Here is a 16,670-nt window from a genome sequence, read left to right as displayed (position 1 = left end):
GGCTGAACGAGGCACCTAACGTCATCCGGACCGCCGCCCCCGGTGGAGTTCAAGGGTGAACGTTAGGTGTCCTCCATGCTGACAATCCTCGGCTTCGCCATGATCGCGACCTTCCTGGTCCTGATCATGATGAAGAAGATGTCGCCGATCGCGGCGCTGGTCCTCATCCCCGCCCTCTTCTGCGTCCTCGTCGGACAAGGCGCACAGCTCGGCGACTACGTCATCGAAGGCGTCGGCAACCTCGCGCCCACCGCCGCGATGCTGATGTTCGCCATCGTCTACTTCGGCGTGATGATCGACGTCGGCCTCTTCGACCCGATCGTCCGGGGCATCCTGCGCTTCTGCAAGGCCGACCCGATGCGGGTCGTGGTCGGTACGGCGGTGCTCGCCGCGATCGTCTCGCTGGACGGCGACGGCTCGACCACCTTCATGATCACCGTCTCGGCGATGTACCCGCTCTACAAGCGCCTGAAGATGAGCCTGGTGGTGATGACCGGTGTCGCCGCCACCGCCAACGGCGTCATGAACACTCTGCCTTGGGGCGGCCCCACCGCCCGCGCGGCCACCGCGCTCAAGCTGGACGCCGGCGACATATTCGTACCGATGATCCCGGCCCTCGGTGTCGGCCTGCTGTTCGTCTTCGCCCTCGCGTACGTGCTGGGGCGGCGTGAGCGCAAGCGCCTCGGCTACCTGACGCTGGACGAGGTCCTCGAGCCCGAGCCGGAGACCGTGCTGGTCACGGCCGGTGGGGGAGAGGACCGGCCCAAGGCGGCGGGCGGCGGCGCCGGGGACGTTCCGGGCAACGCCGACGAGGGCTTCCAGGGGCTCGACCCGAACCGCCCCACCCTCCGCCCCAAGCTGTACTGGTTCAACGCCGCCCTCACGGTGGGCCTGCTCACCGCCATGATCATGGAGGTGCTGCCCATCCCGGTGCTCTTCCTGATCGGCGCGGCCCTCGCCCTCACGGTCAACTTCCCGCACATGCCCGACCAGAAGGCCCGTATCGCCGCCCACGCCGACAACGTCCTCAACGTCGCCGGCATGGTCTTCGCCGCCGCCGTCTTCACCGGCGTCCTCACCGGCACCGGCATGGTCAAGCACATGGCGGACTGGCTCGTCGGCGCCATCCCCGACGCCATGGGCCCGCACATGGCCCTCGTCACCGGCCTGCTGAGCCTGCCGCTGACGTACTTCATGTCCAACGACGGTTTCTACTTCGGCGTCCTGCCCGTCCTCGCCGAGGCCGGTGCCGCGCACGGCGTCGGGCCGCTGGAGATCGCCCGCGCCTCGCTGGTCGGCCAGGCCCTGCACATGTCCAGCCCGCTCGTGCCCGCCGTGTACGTCCTGGTCGGCATGGCCAAGGTGGAGTTCGGCGACCACACCCGGTTCACGGTGAAGTGGGCCGCGCTCACCTCGCTGGTGGTGCTCGGCGCCGGAATACTCTTCGGCATCATCTGATGGAGCGCCGGTACTGGCTGCTGCGCCTCGTCATCGCCTTCGGCTTCGCGCAGGGGGCGGTGTCGATGGCGCGGCCCGCCGTGTCGTACCGCGCCCTGTCGCTGGGCGCGGACGAGCGCGCGGTCGGTGTCGTCGCGGGCGTGTACGCCCTGCTGCCGCTGTTCGCCGCCGTACCGCTGGGGCGCAGGACCGACCGGGGGCGGTGCGCGCCCCTGCTGCCCGTCGGCGTGGTACTGATCGCGGGCGGGTGCGCACTGAGCGGAACGGCCGGCTCCCTGGCCTGGATGGCGGCGTGGAGCGGCGTCATGGGGCTCGGTCCCCTCTGCTTCGTGATCGGCGCCCAGTCCCTGGTGGCCCGGCAGTCGGCGCCGGCCGAACAGGACCGCAACTTCGGCCACTTCACCATCGGCGCCTCGCTCGGGCAGCTCGTCGGACCGGTCGCGGCGGGGCTGCTCATCGGCGACGACATGGGCCGGACGAGCACCCTCGCCCTGGTTGTCGCGGCCGCCGTCTCCACCGTGTCCTTCACGTCCCTCTGGCGCATCGAGCACCGGGACACGGACCCGGCGCACGCGCGCGTGGAGGGCGGCAAGGTGCCCGTACACCGCATCCTCCGTACGCGCGGAGTGCCCGCCGGAATCTTCATCAGCCTCGCCGTGCTCTCCGCGACGGACATCCTCACCGCCTACCTGCCGGTGATCGGTGAGCACCGGTCCATCGCTCCCGCCACCATCGGGCTGCTGCTGAGCCTGCGCGCCGCCGCCACCATCGCCTGCCGGCTGGTGATGACCCCGATGATCCGGCTGCTGGGCCGTACGGTGCTGCTGACCGTGACGTGTCTGCTCGCCGGGCTGCTGTGCGCGGGCATCGCGCTGCCGGTGCCGGTGTGGGCGCTCGCCGTGATGCTGGCCGTGCTCGGCTTCTGCCTCGGGGTCGGCCAGCCGCTGTCGATGACGACCGTGGTCCAGGCCGCCCCCGACGAGGCCCGCTCCACGGCCCTCGCCCTGCGGCTGACGGGCAACCGGCTCGGCCAGGTGGCGGCCCCCGCGTCCGCCGGGCTGATCGCCGGGCTCGCCGGGACGGCCGCCCCGTTCGTGATGCTGGGCGCCCTGCTGCTCGCGGCGGCGGGACTGGGGGTACGGGTGGGACGGCGGCCCGACGCGTCCACCGGGACGGCGACCGGGACGGGGGCGGGGACGGGGAGGGCGGCGCGCCGCAGGGCGCGTCAGGGGGCGTGACCCGGGCGGCCGAGCACCGTCCGGCAGTGGCCGATCAGCCCCGCCAGGGCCACCTCGAAGGCCGCCTCCGCCCGCCCCGCGCCCACGGCCTCCAGGGCGCGGGCGAGTCGCGGGGTGCTGGTCTCCTCGGTCAGCTCCCACATCGTCTCGGGCGCGGCCAGGTCGAGCGCGGAGCCAAGGACCAGGTTCTCCAGGCCGGTGAGCACCGGCATCACGTCCGCCACGCGGAACCCGGCGTCCAGCAGCACGCCCACGGCCCGCTCGTACTGCTCCAGCACCTTCGGTGCCCGCACCGGTGAGGTGGTCAGCAGCGGGATCACGCGCGGGTGGGCGGCGAACGCGGCACGGTACGAACGGGCCCAGGCGGCCAGCGCCGCGTCCCAGGGCTCCACGTCGAGGGTGGCGGAGTCGATGGCCTCGCAGATCCGCTCCCGCATCAGCTCGACGATGCCGTCCCGGCCGTCCACATGGTGGTACACCGAACCCGTCTGCGTACCGAGCCGCCGGGCGATCTGCGGAACGCTGAACTCGCCCTGCTCGTCGACCAGTTCCAGCGCCGTCGTGGTGATGCGTGCGCGGTCGAGCAGTGGTGTGCGCGGCCGTCCCATTGCGCAAGCTCCTGTCGTCGGCTCTTCCCGGATCCTCCGACGGAGGCTACATTGCCGAAACCGAAAGCCTTTAGGTTTTCGTGCGGCGGCTTCCGTTCCGCCCGCTCGCAGCCCCCGCCTCCCCGCATGCAGAAGGGCTCACCCACACCCATGTCCGTGACCTCCAAGGCGTCCCCGGAGAGAGCCGAGCGGCAGCCCGCGCCGGCCCGGCTCCGCACCGGCACCCTCGGCACCGCCGACATCGCCTTCTTCGTCGTCTCCGCCGCCGCCCCGCTCACCGTCATGGCGGGCGTCGCGCCCATCGCCATCGTGCTGGGCGGCATCGGCGCCCCGGTCGGCTACCTGATCGCCGGGATCACCCTCACCGTCTTCGCCGTCGGGTTCACCACCATGAGCCGCCACGTCCGCAGCGGCGGCGCCTTCTACGCGTACATCACCCAGGGCCTGGGCAAGCCCATCGGCATCGGCGCCGCCCTGCTCGCCGTGGTGGGCTACAACGGCATGGAGATCGGCGTGTACGGGCTCCTCGGCAGCGCCACCGCCGACACCGCCCACGCCCTGTGGGGCGTCGACATCCCGTGGCTGCCCATCGCCCTCGTCGGTCTGGTCCTCATCTGGTACGGCGGCTACCGCTCCATCGACTTCGGCGCCAAGGTCCTCGGTGTCCTCCTCGTCGCCGAGACCGGCATACTCGTCCTCCTCGCCGGCGGCGTCCTGCTCAAGGGCGGCGCCGACGGGCTGTCCCTGGCCTCCCTCGCCCCGGACAACTTCCTCGTCCCCGGCACCGCCGCCGTCCTCGCGTTCGCGTTCGCGGCCTTCACCGGCTTCGAGTCCACGGTGATCTACCGCCGCGAGGCCCGCGACCCCGGCCGCACCGTCCCCCGCGCCACGTACATCGCCGTCTGCTTCCTCGGGGTGTTCTACGCGTTCATCGTCTGGGCCGTGATCCAGGCGTTCGGCGACGCGCAGGTCGTCAAGGCGGCGGCCGACGACCCCGGCGGCCTGTTCTTCGCCGCCATCACCACCTATGTGGGGGCCTGGGCGGCGGACCTGATGCACATTTTCATCGTGACCAGCATCCTCGCCTCGCTGCTGGCCTTCCACAACGCCATCAACCGCTACAGCCTCGCCCTCGCCGAGGAGGGCGTCCTGCCCGCCGCCCTCGCCAAGGTGCACCCCCGGCACGGCTCCCCGTACCTGGCCGGGGCCGCCCAGACCGTCCTCGGGCTGATCGTCGTGCTCGCCTTCGCGCTCGCCGGGGCCGACCCGTACACGCAGCTCCTGCTCTGGGTGAACACCCCCGGCAGCATCGGGCTGCTGGCGCTGCAGCTGCTGGCCGCCCTCGCGATCCCGTTCTACTTCCGCCGCGTCCGCCACAGCGAGGGCGTCGTGCGCACGGTCGTCGCACCCGTGACCGCCGCCGTCCTCCTCACCGCCGCGATCGCCCTGGTCGTATCGAAGATCGACCTCTTCACCGGGGCCTCGCCCACCGTCAACACCGTCCTGGTCGCCGTCGTCCCGGGCGTCTTCCTCCTCGGCCTGCTGATCGCCCTCCGACTGCGCCGCAGCCGCCCCGAGGTGTACGCCCGGTTCGCCGCGGAGCCCGCCGAGTCCCGGGAGTCCCCGGAGTCCGCCGAGCCCGCGGAGTCGGAGCCCGCAGAGCGAGCACAGCCCGCGCAGTCCGCCGAGCCCGTCGCATGAACCCAGCAAGGAGTACGTCCGTGCCCGCAGCCGACCTCGTCCTCACCGGCGCCAAGGTCCGCACCCTCGACCCCGCCCACCCGCACGCCACCGCCGTCGCCGTACGCGACGGGCTGATCGCCGCCGTCGGCGACGCCTCCGACGCACGTGACTGGACGGGCCCGGGCACCGAGACCGTCGACCTCGCCGGGGCCACCCTCACCCCGGGCCTCACCGACTCCCACAGCCACCCCGTGTGGGGCCTGGACATGGCCACCGGACTCGACCTGTCCACGGTCACCGACGTCGACGGACTGCGGGCGGCCCTCCGCACCGCCGACCGCACCGGCGGCTGGGTCGTCGCGTACGGCCTCGACCACAACGCCTTCGGCGGCCGGCCCGTCGACCGTGCCCTCATCGAGGACGTCCTGCCGGGGGTCCCGGTCTTCATCCGGCTGTACGACGGCCACTCCGCCCTCGCCAACGCGGCCGCCCTGCGGGCCGCCGCGATCGACGGGCCCCGCACCTTCGCCCAGCGTTCCGAGGTCGTGTGCGACGCCACCGGCCGGCCCACCGGCCACCTGATCGAGCACGCGGCGATGGCCCTGGTCACGGCCGTGATGCCCAAGCCGTCGCACGACGAGCGGCGCGCCCGGCTGGTGGAGCTGCTGGCCGCCATGGCCGCCACCGGGCTGACCGGCGCGCACGTCATGGACATGGGCGACGGCGACGTACCGGATCTGCTGGCGGCCGTCGAGGAGGCCGAGGAGCTGCCGCTGCGGCTGAGGCTGGCCCCCTGGTGCATGCCGGGCGCCGACCGGGGAGCGCTGGACGAACTGATCGCCCTCCAGCGGCTGCGTGGCCGGAACTGGCTGGTCGGCGGGGTGAAGTTCTTCATGGACGGCACCGTCGAGGGCGGCACGGCATGGCTGGAGCACGCCGACTGCCACGGCCAGGGCACGGAGGCGTTCTGGCCGGATCCGGCCGCGTACAGCGCCGCCGTACGGCACCTCCACGCCGCCGGTGTACGCACGGCCACGCACGCCATCGGGGACGCCGCCGTACGGCACGTCCTGGACACCGTCGCGTCCCTGGGGGAGAGCGGCCGGCTCGCGCACCGGATCGAGCACATCGAGACGCTGCCCGCCGACCAGCTCGCCCGGTTCGCCGACCTGGGCGTCATCGCCTCCATGCAGCCGCCGCACACCGCGTACACCCGCGCCGACCGCACCGACGAGTGGTCCAAGCGCCTCGGCGGCGAACGGGCGTCCCGCGCGTGGCGCTGCCGTGACCTGCGGGACGCGGGGGCGTACCTGGCGCTCGGCTCCGACTGGCCGATCGCCCACTACGACGCGCGGCAGGTCCTCGCCACGGCCCGTGCCCCGCGCGGTGCGGCGTCGACGGGGCGTGGGCTCAGCGGGCTGATGGCGCTGGAGGGCTGCACGACGCACGCGGCGGTCGCGGCGGGCGAGCAGGCGGTGGCGGGGCGCATCGCGCCGGGGCTGCGCGCCGACCTCACGGCGTTCGCGGTCGACCCGGTCGACGCGCCGGCCGACGAGGTCGCGGACGCGCCGATCCGGCTGACCGTCTCGTCGGGCCGGGTGACGCACCGGGCGTCGTGACGGGACGGGCGTCGTGACGGGGCGGGTGTCGTGACGGGACGGGCGTGGTGACGGGCCGGGCCTCCTGACCGCAACCGCCGCCCGGATCCGGCCGAATCCGGTGTTTCGGCCGGACCGGGCGGCGGCGGACTGCCAGAGTGGCCGTCGCTCACGCACCCGCGCGCCGAAAGGGCTCATACGCCATGCCGATCCTGTCCACCACCCGCTCCCGCCTGGCCGTCACCACGGCGACCGTCCTGCTCGCGGCCGGTGCCCCCGCCGCGTACGCGACCTTCGGCGACCGGGCCGGTGATACCGCCGGAGCCGCCACCTCCCGGGGCACGGCCTATGTGGAGACGCGGCTGTTCTTCGGGACCGAGCGGCCCGACGGCGGCCCGGACGTCACGGACCAGCAGTTCACGGCGTTCATCGACCGGGAGGTCACGCCCGCCTTCCCGGAGGGGCTGACCGTGCAGGAGGGCCGTGGGCAGTGGCGGGACGCGAGCGGGAGGATCGAGCGGGAGCGCTCGTACGAGCTGATCCTGCTGTACCCGGCGGCGGAGGCGAAGGCCCGCGACCCGAGGATCGAGCGGATCCGTGACGCCTATGAGCGCGCCTTCGGCCAGGAGTCCGTGGCCCGCCTCGACGAAAGGACCACGGCGGACTTCTGATGTGATGTGGTCGGCCCCGCAGCCCCTGGCGCCAGAAAACTACCACCGCTAGTTTGGGTTGTGGACGACCGAGGAGTCACGTCCGGAACGCCGGCGAAGGAGAAGCGGATGAAGGCCCATGACGGGATGTACATCGGCGGCGCGTGGCGGCCCGCCGTCGGCACCGACACCATCGCGGTGGTGAACCCGGCCGACGAGCAGGTCATCGCCCACGTCCCGGCCGGCACGGCCGAGGACGTGGACGCCGCGGTCCGGGCCGCCCGCGCGGCCTTCCCGGCGTGGGCGGCCACCCCGCCCGCCGAGCGGGCCGCGCGGCTCGCCGCCCTGCGGGACGTGCTCGCCGCGCGCCTGGAGGAGATCGCCGGGACGGTGACGGCGGAGCTGGGCGCCCCGGCGCAGTTCGCCCAGCAGGTGCACGCCGGACTGCCGGTGCTGATCACCGGCACGTACGCGGAGATGGCGGCCTCCTACCCGTTCCAGGAGAAGGTGGGCAACTCCACGGTCCTGCTCGAACCGGTCGGGGTCGTGGGCGCGATCACGCCCTGGAACTACCCGCTGCACCAGGTCGTTGCCAAGGTGGCTCCCGCCTTGGCCGCCGGCTGCACCGTGGTCCTCAAGCCCGCCGAGGACACCCCGCTGACCGCGCAGCTCTTCGCCGAGGCCGTGGACGAGGCGGGACTGCCCGCCGGAGTCTTCAACCTCGTCACCGGCCTCGGGCCGGTCGCGGGCCAGGCGCTGGCCGAGCACGAGGACGTGGACCTGGTCTCCTTCACCGGTTCCACCGCCGTCGGCAAGCGGATCGGCGCGCTCGCGGGCGGGGCCGTCAAACGGGTCGCCCTGGAACTCGGCGGCAAGTCCGCCAACGTCGTCCTGCCCTCCGCCGACCTGGCCAAGGCGGTCCAGACCGGCCTCGCCAACGCCCTGTCCAACTCCGGCCAGCGGTGCAGCGCCCTGACCCGGGTGCTGGTGCACAAGGACCAGTACGACGAGGCCGTGGCGATCGCCGCCCAGGCCGTCGCCAAGTACACCCCGGGCGACCGGATCGGACCCATGGTCAACGCCAAGCAGCTGGAGCGCGTGCGCGGTTACATCGAGAAGGGCGTCGAGGAGGGCGCCCGGCTCGTCGTGGGCGGCACCGACGCGCCCCTCGACCGCGGCTACTACGTCAGCCCGACGATCTTCGCGGACGTCACACCCGAGATGACCATCGCCCAGGAGGAGATCTTCGGCCCGGTCGTCTCGTTCCTGAAGTACGAGGACGAGGACGACGCCCTGCGCATCGCCAACGGCACGGTGTACGGCCTCGCCGGCGCCGTGTGGGCCGGCGACGAGGCGGAAGCCGTCGCCTTCGCGCGCCGCATGGAGGCGGGCCAGGTCGACATCAACGGCGGCCGGTTCAACCCGCTCGCCCCCTTCGGCGGCTACAAGGAGTCGGGCGTCGGGCGCGAGCTGGGCGCGCACGGCCTCGCCGAGTACCTCCAGACCAAGTCCCTCCAGTTCTGACCAGTTCTCATACCGGGAGAAAACGATCGTGGTCCGCGCCGCCGTCCTGCCCGCCATAGGTGCTCCTCTGGAGATCACCGGCATCGAACTCCCGGAGCCCGGCCCCGGCCAGGTGAGGGTCCGCCTCGCCGCCGCCGGTGTCTGCCACTCCGACCTGTCCCTGTCCAACGGCACCATGCGGGTGCCCGTCCCCGCCGTCCTGGGCCACGAGGGCGCCGGGACCGTGCTCGCCGTCGGAGAGGGCGTCACCCATGTCGCCCCCGGCGACGGCGTCGTCCTCAACTGGGCGCCGTCCTGCGGTTCGTGCCACCCCTGCACGCTCGGTGAGGTGTGGCTGTGCGCCGACGCCCTCACCGGCGCGGGCGCCGTCTACGCCGTCACCGAGGACGGCACGGAACTCCACCCGGGCCTGAACGTCGCCGCGTTCGCCGAGGAGACCGTCGTCGCCGCCAACTGCGTGCTGCCCGTTCCCGACGGCGTCCCGCTCACCGACGCCGCCCTGCTGGGCTGTGCCGCCCTCACCGGGTACGGGGCGATCCACCACTCCGCGCGCGTGCGCGAGGGCGAGTCGGTCGTCGTGTTCGGCGTCGGCGGGGTGGGCCTGGCCACCCTCCAGGCCGCCCGGATCGCGGGCGCGGGGACGATCATCGCGGTGGACGTGTCCCCGGAGAAGGAGGCACTCGCCCGGCAGGCCGGCGCCACCGAGTACGTCGTGGCCTCCGACACCACCGCCAGGGAGGTGCGCAAGCTCACCGGCGGCCAGGGCGCCGACGTGGCCGTCGAGTGCGTCGGCCGCGCCGCCACCATCCGTACCGCCTGGGACTCCACCCGGCGCGGGGGCCGCACCACGGTCGTCGGCATCGGCGGCAAGGACCAGCAGGTGACGTTCAACGCCCTGGAGATCTTCCACTGGGGCCGCACGCTCTCCGGCTGCGTGTACGGCAACTCCAACCCCGCCGAGGACCTCCCCGTCCTCGCCGGGCACATCCGCGCCGGGCGCCTCGACCTGGGCGCGCTGGTCACCGAGCGGATCGGGCTGGAGGGCATCCCGGCGGCCTTCGACAACATGATCGCGGGCAAGGGCGGACGCGCCCTGGTCGTCTTCTAGCCCTTCGCGCCCGCCCCGCCAACACCCCGGCCGCTGCCCGCGGCCGGGGTGTTCGTGCTGCCCGGGGCCGTACGGGACGCCGTCCGGGACGCCGTACGGGGACGGTGGCCGGGACCGAAGCGGAACCGTTGCCTTCTCACCCGTTGACCACCGTACCGGCTGGTCGGTACGGTCCCCGCAATTCACGGCGCCGCCCCCCTTTCGTCCCCCGCACCCAAAACGGAGTGTGCACCGCATGGACACGGCACCCCCTCCCCCTCCCCCTTCCACCGCCTCCGCCCCCAGCACCCGGAACCGGCGCAGGGTGGCCACCGCGGCCGCGCTCGCCTCGGCCGTCGAGTGGTACGACTACTTCGTCTTCGGTATCGCCGCGGCTCTCGTCCTCGGCGACCTCTACTTCCCGGCGGGCAGCTCGTCCGCCGGTGTCCTCGCCGCCTTCGCCACCTTCGCCGTCGGGTTCCTCGCCCGGCCCGTCGGCGGGATCATCGCCGGCCATTTCGGCGACAAACGGGGCCGCAAGCCCATGCTCGTCCTCGCGCTCACCCTGATGGGCCTCGCCACCGCCGGTATCGGCCTGCTCCCCACGTACGAGACGATCGGCATCGCCGCTCCGGTGCTGCTCGTCCTCTTCCGCGTCCTCCAGGGCATCGCCGTCGGCGCCCAGTGGGGCGGCGCGATGCTCATGGCGACCGAGTACGCCCCCGAGGGCAAGCGGGGCCTGTACGGCAGCCTCGTCCAGCTCGGCGTCCCGATCGGCGTGGTGACCGCCAACACCGTGTTCCTGGTCGCCGGGGCCTTCACCAGCGACGCGCAGTTCGCCGGCTGGGGATGGCGGGTGCCGTTCCTCGTCGGCTTCCTCGTCCTCGGCCTCGCCTGGTACATCCACGCGCGCGTGGAGGAGACCCCGGCGTTCAAGGAGGCCGAACGGGCCCTGGCCGAGCAGGAGAAGACCGCGAAGCGCTCGCCGCTGCGGACCATCCTGCGCAGCCACCTGGGCACGGTCTTCCTGGCCGGCGGATCCTTCGCCGTCAACACCGCGACGTTCTACATCATCATCACCGGCGTGCTCGACTACGCGACCCGCGAGCTCGACATGAAGCGCGGCGCGGTCCTCACCGTCTCGCTCTGTGTGAGCCTCACCCAGCTGGTGCTGATCCCGGCCGCCGCGGCCCTGTCCGACCGCATCGGGCGGCTGCGCATCTACACGCTGGGCGCGGTCGGACTGCTGGTGTGGGCGGTGCCGCTGTTCCTGCTCATCGACACCAGGTCGCTGCTGTGGCTGGCCGTCGGCACGTTCGTCACCAGCTGCTTCCTCAGCATCATGTACGGGCCGCAGGCGGCGCTGTTCGCCGAGCTGTTCACGGCGGAGATGCGCTACACCGGGGCCTCGCTCGGCTACCAGATCGCGGCCGTGTTCGGCGGCGGCCTGGCGCCGTTCGTGATGGTGCTGCTGCTGGAGGCCACCGGCACGTCGATGGCCGTCTCCGGCTACATCATGGGCCTCGCCGTGATCGCCCTGGTCTCCATCAGGATCCTGGCCTCCCGGGCGGCACGGGCCGCTTCCCACTGACGGGTACGCCGCTCCCGGCCGCCGTCCGCGGCCGCCGTCCGCCGCCGCGGCCGGGAGCGCGGGACCACCGCACCCGCCGGGCTCTACGCCTCGGCCGGCGCCGAACCGCCCCGGTCACGTACACGCCGGTCACGTGCACCCTGGTCACGTACGCCCCGGTCACGTACATTCCGGTCCCGTACGGCCTCGTACTGCGCCGTCAGCCCGTCCAGCAGCGCCCGCAGGCCCGTCTCGAAGGCGCCCTCGTCGACTTCCTCCTGCCGCTCGGCGAGCAGGTGCGCCTGGCCCAGGTGCGGGTAGTCGGCCGGGTCGTACGCCGTCTCGTCGTCGACGAAGCCGCGCGCGAAGGAGCCGAGCGCCGAGCCCGTGATGAAGTAGCGCATCAGCGCGCCGATGTGGGTGGCCTGCGCCGGGGGCCAGCCCGCGCGGACCATCGCGCCGAAGACGGCGTCGGCGACGCGCAGGCCGGCCGGGCGGCGGCCGGGGCCGCGGGCGAGGACCGGGACGATGTTGGGGTGGTCGGTGAGGGCCGCGCGGTAGGAGACGGCCCAGTCGTGCAGCGCCGTGCGCCAGTCGCGGCCGTCGTCCTCCTCGAACATCGACAGGTCGACCTTGGCGCTCACCGAGTCCGCCACCGCCTCCAGGATCTCGTCCTTCGTGCGGAAGTGGTTGTAGAGCGACGGCCCGCTGACGCCCAGTTCCGCCGCGAGGCGCCGGGTCGAGACGGCCTCCAGCCCCTCCGCGTCCACCAGGGCACCGGCCGTGGCGACGATGCGGTCTCGGCTGAGGAGGGGCTTGCGCGGTCGGGCCATGCGGCACATAGTAGGCCTGACCAAAGAAACTAGCAGTGATAGTTAAAGTGGGGTGTCCGCGTATGAACCTGGAACCGAGCGAGGAGCAGGCAGCCGTCAGGCAGCTCGCCGAGGACTTCGTCCAGCGCGAGATCGCCCCGCACGTCGTCGAGTGGGACCGTGCCGAGAACGTCGACAAGTCGATCGTCAAGAAGCTCGGCGCGCTCGGATTCCTCGGCCTCACCATCCCCGAGGAGTACGGCGGCTCCGGCGGCGACCACCTCGCGTACTGCCTGGTCACCGAGGAGCTGGGGCGCGGCGACTCGTCCGTGCGCGGCATCGTGTCCGTCTCGCTCGGCCTGGTCGCCAAGACCATCGCCGCCTGGGGCGACGAGGAGCAGAAGCACCACTGGCTGCCCCGCCTCACCGCCGGTGACGCGATCGGCTGTTTCGGCCTCACCGAGCCCGGCACCGGCTCCGACGCCGGGAACCTCACCACCCGCGCCGTGCGCGACGGCGGCGACTACGTCATCAACGGCACCAAGATGTTCATCACCAACGGCACCTGGGCCGATGTGGTGCTCCTCTTCGCCCGCACCAATGAGACCCCCGGCCACCGGGGCGTCTCCGCCTTCCTCGTCCCCACCGACACGCCCGGCCTCACCCGCCGCACCATCCACGGCAAGCTCGGCCTGCGTGGCCAGGCCACCGCCGAGCTGGTCCTCCAGGACGTACGGGTGCCCGCCTCCGCGCTCATGGGCCCGGAGGGCAAGGGCTTCTCCATCGCCATGTCCGCGCTCGCCAAGGGCCGCATGTCGGTCGCCGCCGGCTGCGTCGGCATCGCCCAGGCCGCACTGGACGCCGCCGTGCGGTACGCGGGCGAGCGCGAGCAGTTCGGCAAGCCCATCGCCTCGTACCAGCTCGTGCAGGAACTGATCAGCGACATCTCCGTCGACGTCGACGCGGCGAGGCTGCTGACCTGGCGGGTCGCCGACCTCGTCGACCGGGGCCGGGAGTTCGCCACGGCCGCCTCCAAGGCCAAGCTGTTCGCCTCCGAGGCCGCCGTACGCTCCGCCAACAACGCCCTCCAGGTCTTCGGCGGTTACGGCTACATCGACGAGTACCCGGTCGGCAAACTGCTGCGCGACGCACGCGTGATGACCCTCTACGAAGGCACCAGCCAGATACAGAAGCTCATCATCGGCCGCGCGCTGACGGGGGTCTCCGCGTTCTGAGTACGGCATGAGTACGGGGACGGATGCGGGTCGCGCCGCGGCCGCGCATCCTTTCCGGCATGAGTGACACACCGGTCAAGCAGCAGAACACGGCCGCCTACTACGGCCAGGCCGTGGCCTCCTTCGCGATCGCCCTGAGCGCGGTGGCCCTCGGCATCTTCAACCTGGAGACCGACGCCTGGGTGCGCGCCTTCCTCGGCATCGCCGTCCTCTACCTCACCACCTCCGCCTTCACCCTCGCCAAGGTCGTCCGCGACCGGCAGGAGGCCGGGCAGATCGTCAGCAGGGTCGACCAGGCCAGGCTGGAGAAGCTGCTCGCCGAACACGACCCGTTCCAGAAGCTCTAAGCGCTTGCTCACTTCGGGGTATGGTGTTCGTCCTTGGACACCGGAAGGTCCTTGGACACCGGAAGGGGCGAACGATGAGCACGGCGGAGGAAACGGCCGGCGGCGAGGACACGCCATGGGACGAGGTGACCCCTGACGCGGCCAGGCGGCTGCTCGTCGCCGCCGTCGAGGCCTTTGCCGAGCGCGGCTACCACGCCACCACCACCCGCGACATCGCGGGCCGGGCCGGGATGAGCCCGGCCGCGCTCTACATCCACTACAAGACCAAGGAAGAGCTCCTCCACCGGATCAGCCGGATCGGCCATGTGAAGGCGCTGGAGATCCTCCAGGCGGCCGCCGACGGCCCCGGAACCGCCACCGAGCGGCTCGCCGACGCCGTACGCTCCTTCGTCCGCTGGCACGCGGGCCGGCGCACCACCGCGCGCGTGGTCCAGTACGAACTGGAGTCGCTCAGCGACGAGCACCGCGCCGAGATCTTCGAGCTGCGCCGCAAGAGCGACGCGGCGGTGCGCCGCATCATCAACGAGGGCGTCGCGGCGGGGGAGTTCGACGTCCCCGACGTCTCCGGCACCACCCTCGCCGTGCTCTCGCTCTGCATCGACGTGGCCCGCTGGTTCAGCACCGGGGGGCGCCGGACGCCCGACGAGGTCGGCGCGCTCTACGCCGACCTCGTGCTGCGCATGGTGGGCGCCGGGGCCGCGCGGGCTCAGAAGTAGTAGCGGGACAGCGACTCGGCGACGCACACCGGCTTGTCGCCGCCCTCCCGCTCCACCGTCACCACGGCCGTCAGCTGCACGCCGCCGCCCGCGTCCGCCACGTCCTTGAGGACGGCGGTCGCGCGCAGCCGCGACCCGACCGGCACCGGGGCGGGAAAGCGGACCTTGTTCGTCCCGTAGTTGACGCCCATCTTCATGCCCTCGACCCGCATGATCTGCGGTACGAGGAGCGGGAGCAGCGACAGGGTGAGGTACCCGTGCGCGATGGTCGTCCCGAACGGCCCGGCCGCGGCCCGCTCCGGGTCCACGTGGATCCACTGGTGGTCGCCGGTGGCCTCGGCGAACAGGTCGATCCGCTTCTGTTCGATCTCCACCCAGTCGCTGTGCCCCAGCTGCTCGCCGACCGCGGCGCGCAGCTCGTCGGCGGACGTGAAGATCCTCGGCTCTGCCATCTCCCAGCTCCCTGACTCATGTACTCATGGGGTGTCTAAGCGCTTGCTCAGCATGCTGGGGCGGGTGCGGTCCTGTCAACGGACCGCCCGGAGAGGAGCAGTAGGGTTCGAGGGGTGCCGCAGATTCCAGAGAAGATCCACGAACTCACCGTCGGCCAGCTCTCCGCGCGCAGCGGGGCGGCCGTCTCGGCCCTGCACTTCTACGAGTCCAAGGGGCTGATCACCAGCCGCCGCACCAGCGGCAACCAGCGCCGCTACAGCAGGGACGCGCTGCGCCGCGTCGCGTTCGTGCGGGCCGCCCAGCGCGTGGGCATTCCGCTCGCGACGATCAGGGACGCCCTGGCGGAACTGCCCGAGGGGCGCACCCCCAACCGGGAGGACTGGGCGCGCCTGTCCGAGGCGTGGCGCTCGGAACTCGACGAGCGGATCAAGCAGCTGAGCAGGCTGCGGGACCACCTCACCGACTGCATCGGATGCGGCTGCCTGTCCCTGAAGACGTGCGTCCTGTCCAATCCGGACGACGTCTTCGGTGAGCGGATGGTCGGCTCCCGCCTCCTGCCCGAACGGCCCCGGCCGACGTCGGAGGAGGCGGCAGCGCAGTAGACCCGAGGCGCAGGCCTCCGGGCCAGGCCTCCTTGCCGGGCCTCCGGGGTCAGGCTTCCGGAGGCAGGCCGGGCTCGGACGTCCCGGGCTGGGAGGGGGTGCTCTGCTCCGTCATGCCGGGGCGGCCGAACAGCAGGTCGTAGCCGGGCGGCAGCTGGAGGAGGATACGGCGCATCAGGTCCTCGTCCGCCGTGTCGGCCACGACGCTGAGGACGGCGCCGATGTCCCATTTGGCCGTCTCCTCCGTGGCGCCGTCGATCCACGCGGCCGTGGCACGCACGAACCGGTCGGGCCCGAGCGGTTCGGCGGCGGGGAGCGGGTTGAGCAGCACCAGGGCGCACGTCTCGGGCAGGCCGGCGGCCAGCTCGGCCCGCTCGTTGCCGACGAGGTGTGCGCCCAGCAGGGCCAGGACGACGCGGGCGGCCCGGTCGGCCTCGCGCCGGGAGGGGTATTCGCCGCGTTCTTGCACCGCGGCCAAGAACGCGTCCCACTGCATGCGCATCTCTCTCCCTCGGCATCGCTCGATGGTCATGGGCGGGGCCGGGAGACCCGTCCCCGCCCATCATGCCGGGCGGCGGGCCGGATCAGCCGCTGATCAGCCGCTGATCTGCTTGCGGTCGCTCCCGCCGCTGATCTCGATCTTGCGCGGCTTGGCCTGCTCGGCGACCGGGATCCGCAGGGTCAGGACACCGACGTCGTAGGACGCCTCGATGCGATCGGTGTCCAGCGTCTCGCCGAGGAACAGCTGGCGGCTGAACGTGCCGGACGGCCGCTCGGCGATCACCATCTCGGCGTCGCCGTCCGGAGCCGTACGGCGCTCGGCCTTGACGGTGAGCACATTGCGCTCGACATCCAGATCGATGCTGTCGGGGCTGACGCCCGGGAGATCGAGCTGGACGACGAAGGTGTCCCCTTCGCGGTAGGCGTCCATCGGCATGGCCGCCGGGTGGGCGCTGGTGCCCAGCAGGCGCTCGGTGAGCCGGTCGAGCTCACGGAAGGGGTCGGTCCGCATCAGCATCATCGGTCCCTCCTCTGTGTACTGACGGATGCTGCTGACCGTCTGCCTTATTTCTTATAACTCCGAGAGCC

General features: G+C 72.4%; 17 protein-coding genes. 12 read left to right on the top strand and 5 right to left on the bottom strand.

Features of this window, described 5'->3' with window-relative positions; translation table 11 throughout:
• The first annotated feature begins 75 nt into the window (after positions 1 to 75).
• Positions 76 to 1,458: a CitMHS family transporter gene (locus AMK26_RS30240; RefSeq protein WP_073758458.1), complete on the top strand. Its 1,383-nt coding sequence runs from the start codon at positions 76 to 78 to the stop codon at positions 1,456 to 1,458.
• Positions 1,458 to 2,696: an MFS transporter gene (locus tag AMK26_RS30235; RefSeq protein WP_073758456.1), complete on the top strand. Its 1,239-nt coding sequence runs from the start codon at positions 1,458 to 1,460 to the stop codon at positions 2,694 to 2,696. The genes AMK26_RS30240 and AMK26_RS30235 overlap by 1 nt, the downstream gene beginning before the upstream one ends.
• Here AMK26_RS30235 and AMK26_RS30230 read toward each other — a convergent pair.
• Positions 2,684 to 3,304: a TetR/AcrR family transcriptional regulator gene (locus tag AMK26_RS30230; protein WP_073758454.1), complete on the bottom strand. Its 621-nt coding sequence runs from the start codon at positions 3,302 to 3,304 to the stop codon at positions 2,684 to 2,686. The genes AMK26_RS30235 and AMK26_RS30230 overlap by 13 nt on opposite strands.
• A gap of 150 nt (positions 3,305 to 3,454) precedes the next feature.
• Here AMK26_RS30230 and AMK26_RS30225 point away from each other — a divergent pair, with 150 nt between their 5' ends.
• The 6 genes from AMK26_RS30225 (at position 3,455) to AMK26_RS30200 (ending at position 11,437) form a co-directional block, all read left to right on the top strand.
• A complete protein-coding gene (locus AMK26_RS30225) occupies positions 3,455 to 5,005 on the top strand; it encodes an APC family permease (RefSeq protein ID WP_073758452.1) in 1,551 nt (516 codons plus the stop codon).
• A 20-nt stretch (positions 5,006 to 5,025) separates the two neighbouring features.
• The gene (locus AMK26_RS30220; RefSeq protein WP_073758450.1) at positions 5,026 to 6,606 is read left to right on the top strand and encodes an amidohydrolase; all 1,581 of its coding nucleotides are present in this window, start codon (positions 5,026 to 5,028) and stop codon (positions 6,604 to 6,606) included.
• 182 nt (positions 6,607 to 6,788) lie between these two features.
• The gene (locus tag AMK26_RS30215) at positions 6,789 to 7,256 is read left to right on the top strand and encodes a DUF3574 domain-containing protein (RefSeq protein WP_073758448.1); all 468 of its coding nucleotides are present in this window, start codon (positions 6,789 to 6,791) and stop codon (positions 7,254 to 7,256) included.
• Between the two features lie 108 nt (positions 7,257 to 7,364).
• Complete coding sequence (locus tag AMK26_RS30210) at positions 7,365 to 8,759, top strand: aldehyde dehydrogenase family protein (RefSeq protein ID WP_073758446.1); 1,395 nt, start codon at positions 7,365 to 7,367, stop codon at positions 8,757 to 8,759.
• A gap of 28 nt (positions 8,760 to 8,787) precedes the next feature.
• The gene (locus tag AMK26_RS30205) at positions 8,788 to 9,867 is read left to right on the top strand and encodes a zinc-binding dehydrogenase (protein WP_073758444.1); all 1,080 of its coding nucleotides are present in this window, start codon (positions 8,788 to 8,790) and stop codon (positions 9,865 to 9,867) included.
• Positions 9,868 to 10,102: 235 nt separating this feature from the next.
• Positions 10,103 to 11,437 carry an MFS transporter gene (locus tag AMK26_RS30200; RefSeq protein WP_073758442.1) on the top strand — a complete coding sequence of 445 codons (1,335 nt, stop codon included), beginning with the start codon at positions 10,103 to 10,105 and terminating at the stop codon, positions 11,435 to 11,437.
• 83 nt (positions 11,438 to 11,520) lie between these two features.
• Here the strand turns inward: AMK26_RS30200 and AMK26_RS30195 are convergent, their stop codons facing one another.
• A complete protein-coding gene (locus AMK26_RS30195; protein WP_241838115.1) occupies positions 11,521 to 12,258 on the bottom strand; it encodes a TetR/AcrR family transcriptional regulator in 738 nt (245 codons plus the stop codon).
• Between the two features lie 53 nt (positions 12,259 to 12,311).
• On the opposite strand from AMK26_RS30195, the gene AMK26_RS30190 reads away from it, so the two are divergent.
• The 3 genes from AMK26_RS30190 (at position 12,312) to AMK26_RS30180 (ending at position 14,526) form a co-directional block, all read left to right on the top strand.
• Entirely contained in the window at positions 12,312 to 13,463 is a 1,152-nt protein-coding gene (locus tag AMK26_RS30190; RefSeq protein WP_073758440.1) for an acyl-CoA dehydrogenase family protein, read from the top strand.
• A gap of 59 nt (positions 13,464 to 13,522) precedes the next feature.
• Positions 13,523 to 13,810, top strand: coding sequence for a YiaA/YiaB family inner membrane protein (locus AMK26_RS30185; protein WP_073758682.1), 288 nt, complete (start codon positions 13,523 to 13,525; stop codon positions 13,808 to 13,810).
• A 74-nt stretch (positions 13,811 to 13,884) separates the two neighbouring features.
• Positions 13,885 to 14,526 carry a TetR/AcrR family transcriptional regulator gene (locus AMK26_RS30180; RefSeq protein WP_073758438.1) on the top strand — a complete coding sequence of 214 codons (642 nt, stop codon included), beginning with the start codon at positions 13,885 to 13,887 and terminating at the stop codon, positions 14,524 to 14,526.
• Here the strand turns inward: AMK26_RS30180 and AMK26_RS30175 are convergent.
• Complete coding sequence (locus tag AMK26_RS30175) at positions 14,517 to 14,978, bottom strand: MaoC family dehydratase (RefSeq protein WP_073758436.1); 462 nt, start codon at positions 14,976 to 14,978, stop codon at positions 14,517 to 14,519. The two genes, AMK26_RS30180 and AMK26_RS30175, sit on opposite strands and share 10 nt — an antisense overlap.
• A gap of 114 nt (positions 14,979 to 15,092) precedes the next feature.
• Between AMK26_RS30175 and soxR the strand changes: the two genes are divergently transcribed.
• Positions 15,093 to 15,581: a redox-sensitive transcriptional activator SoxR gene (soxR, locus tag AMK26_RS30170; protein ID WP_073758434.1), complete on the top strand. Its 489-nt coding sequence runs from the start codon at positions 15,093 to 15,095 to the stop codon at positions 15,579 to 15,581.
• A gap of 49 nt (positions 15,582 to 15,630) precedes the next feature.
• On the opposite strand, the gene AMK26_RS30165 is transcribed toward soxR, so the two are convergent.
• Together AMK26_RS30165 and AMK26_RS30160 are read right to left on the bottom strand one after the other, a co-directional pair.
• Positions 15,631 to 16,083 carry a DUF2267 domain-containing protein gene (locus AMK26_RS30165; RefSeq protein WP_079277873.1) on the bottom strand — a complete coding sequence of 151 codons (453 nt, stop codon included), beginning with the start codon at positions 16,081 to 16,083 and terminating at the stop codon, positions 15,631 to 15,633.
• A 93-nt stretch (positions 16,084 to 16,176) separates the two neighbouring features.
• A complete protein-coding gene (locus AMK26_RS30160) occupies positions 16,177 to 16,602 on the bottom strand; it encodes an Hsp20/alpha crystallin family protein (RefSeq protein WP_073758432.1) in 426 nt (141 codons plus the stop codon).
• Positions 16,603 to 16,670: the final 68 nt, after the last annotated feature.

Source organism: Streptomyces sp. CB03234, assembly GCF_001905885.1.
Taxonomy (GTDB): Bacteria; Actinomycetota; Actinomycetes; order Streptomycetales; family Streptomycetaceae; genus Streptomyces.
The sequence above is the reverse complement of the archived record's forward strand: the minus strand, read 5'-3'. Positions and strand labels throughout refer to the sequence as shown.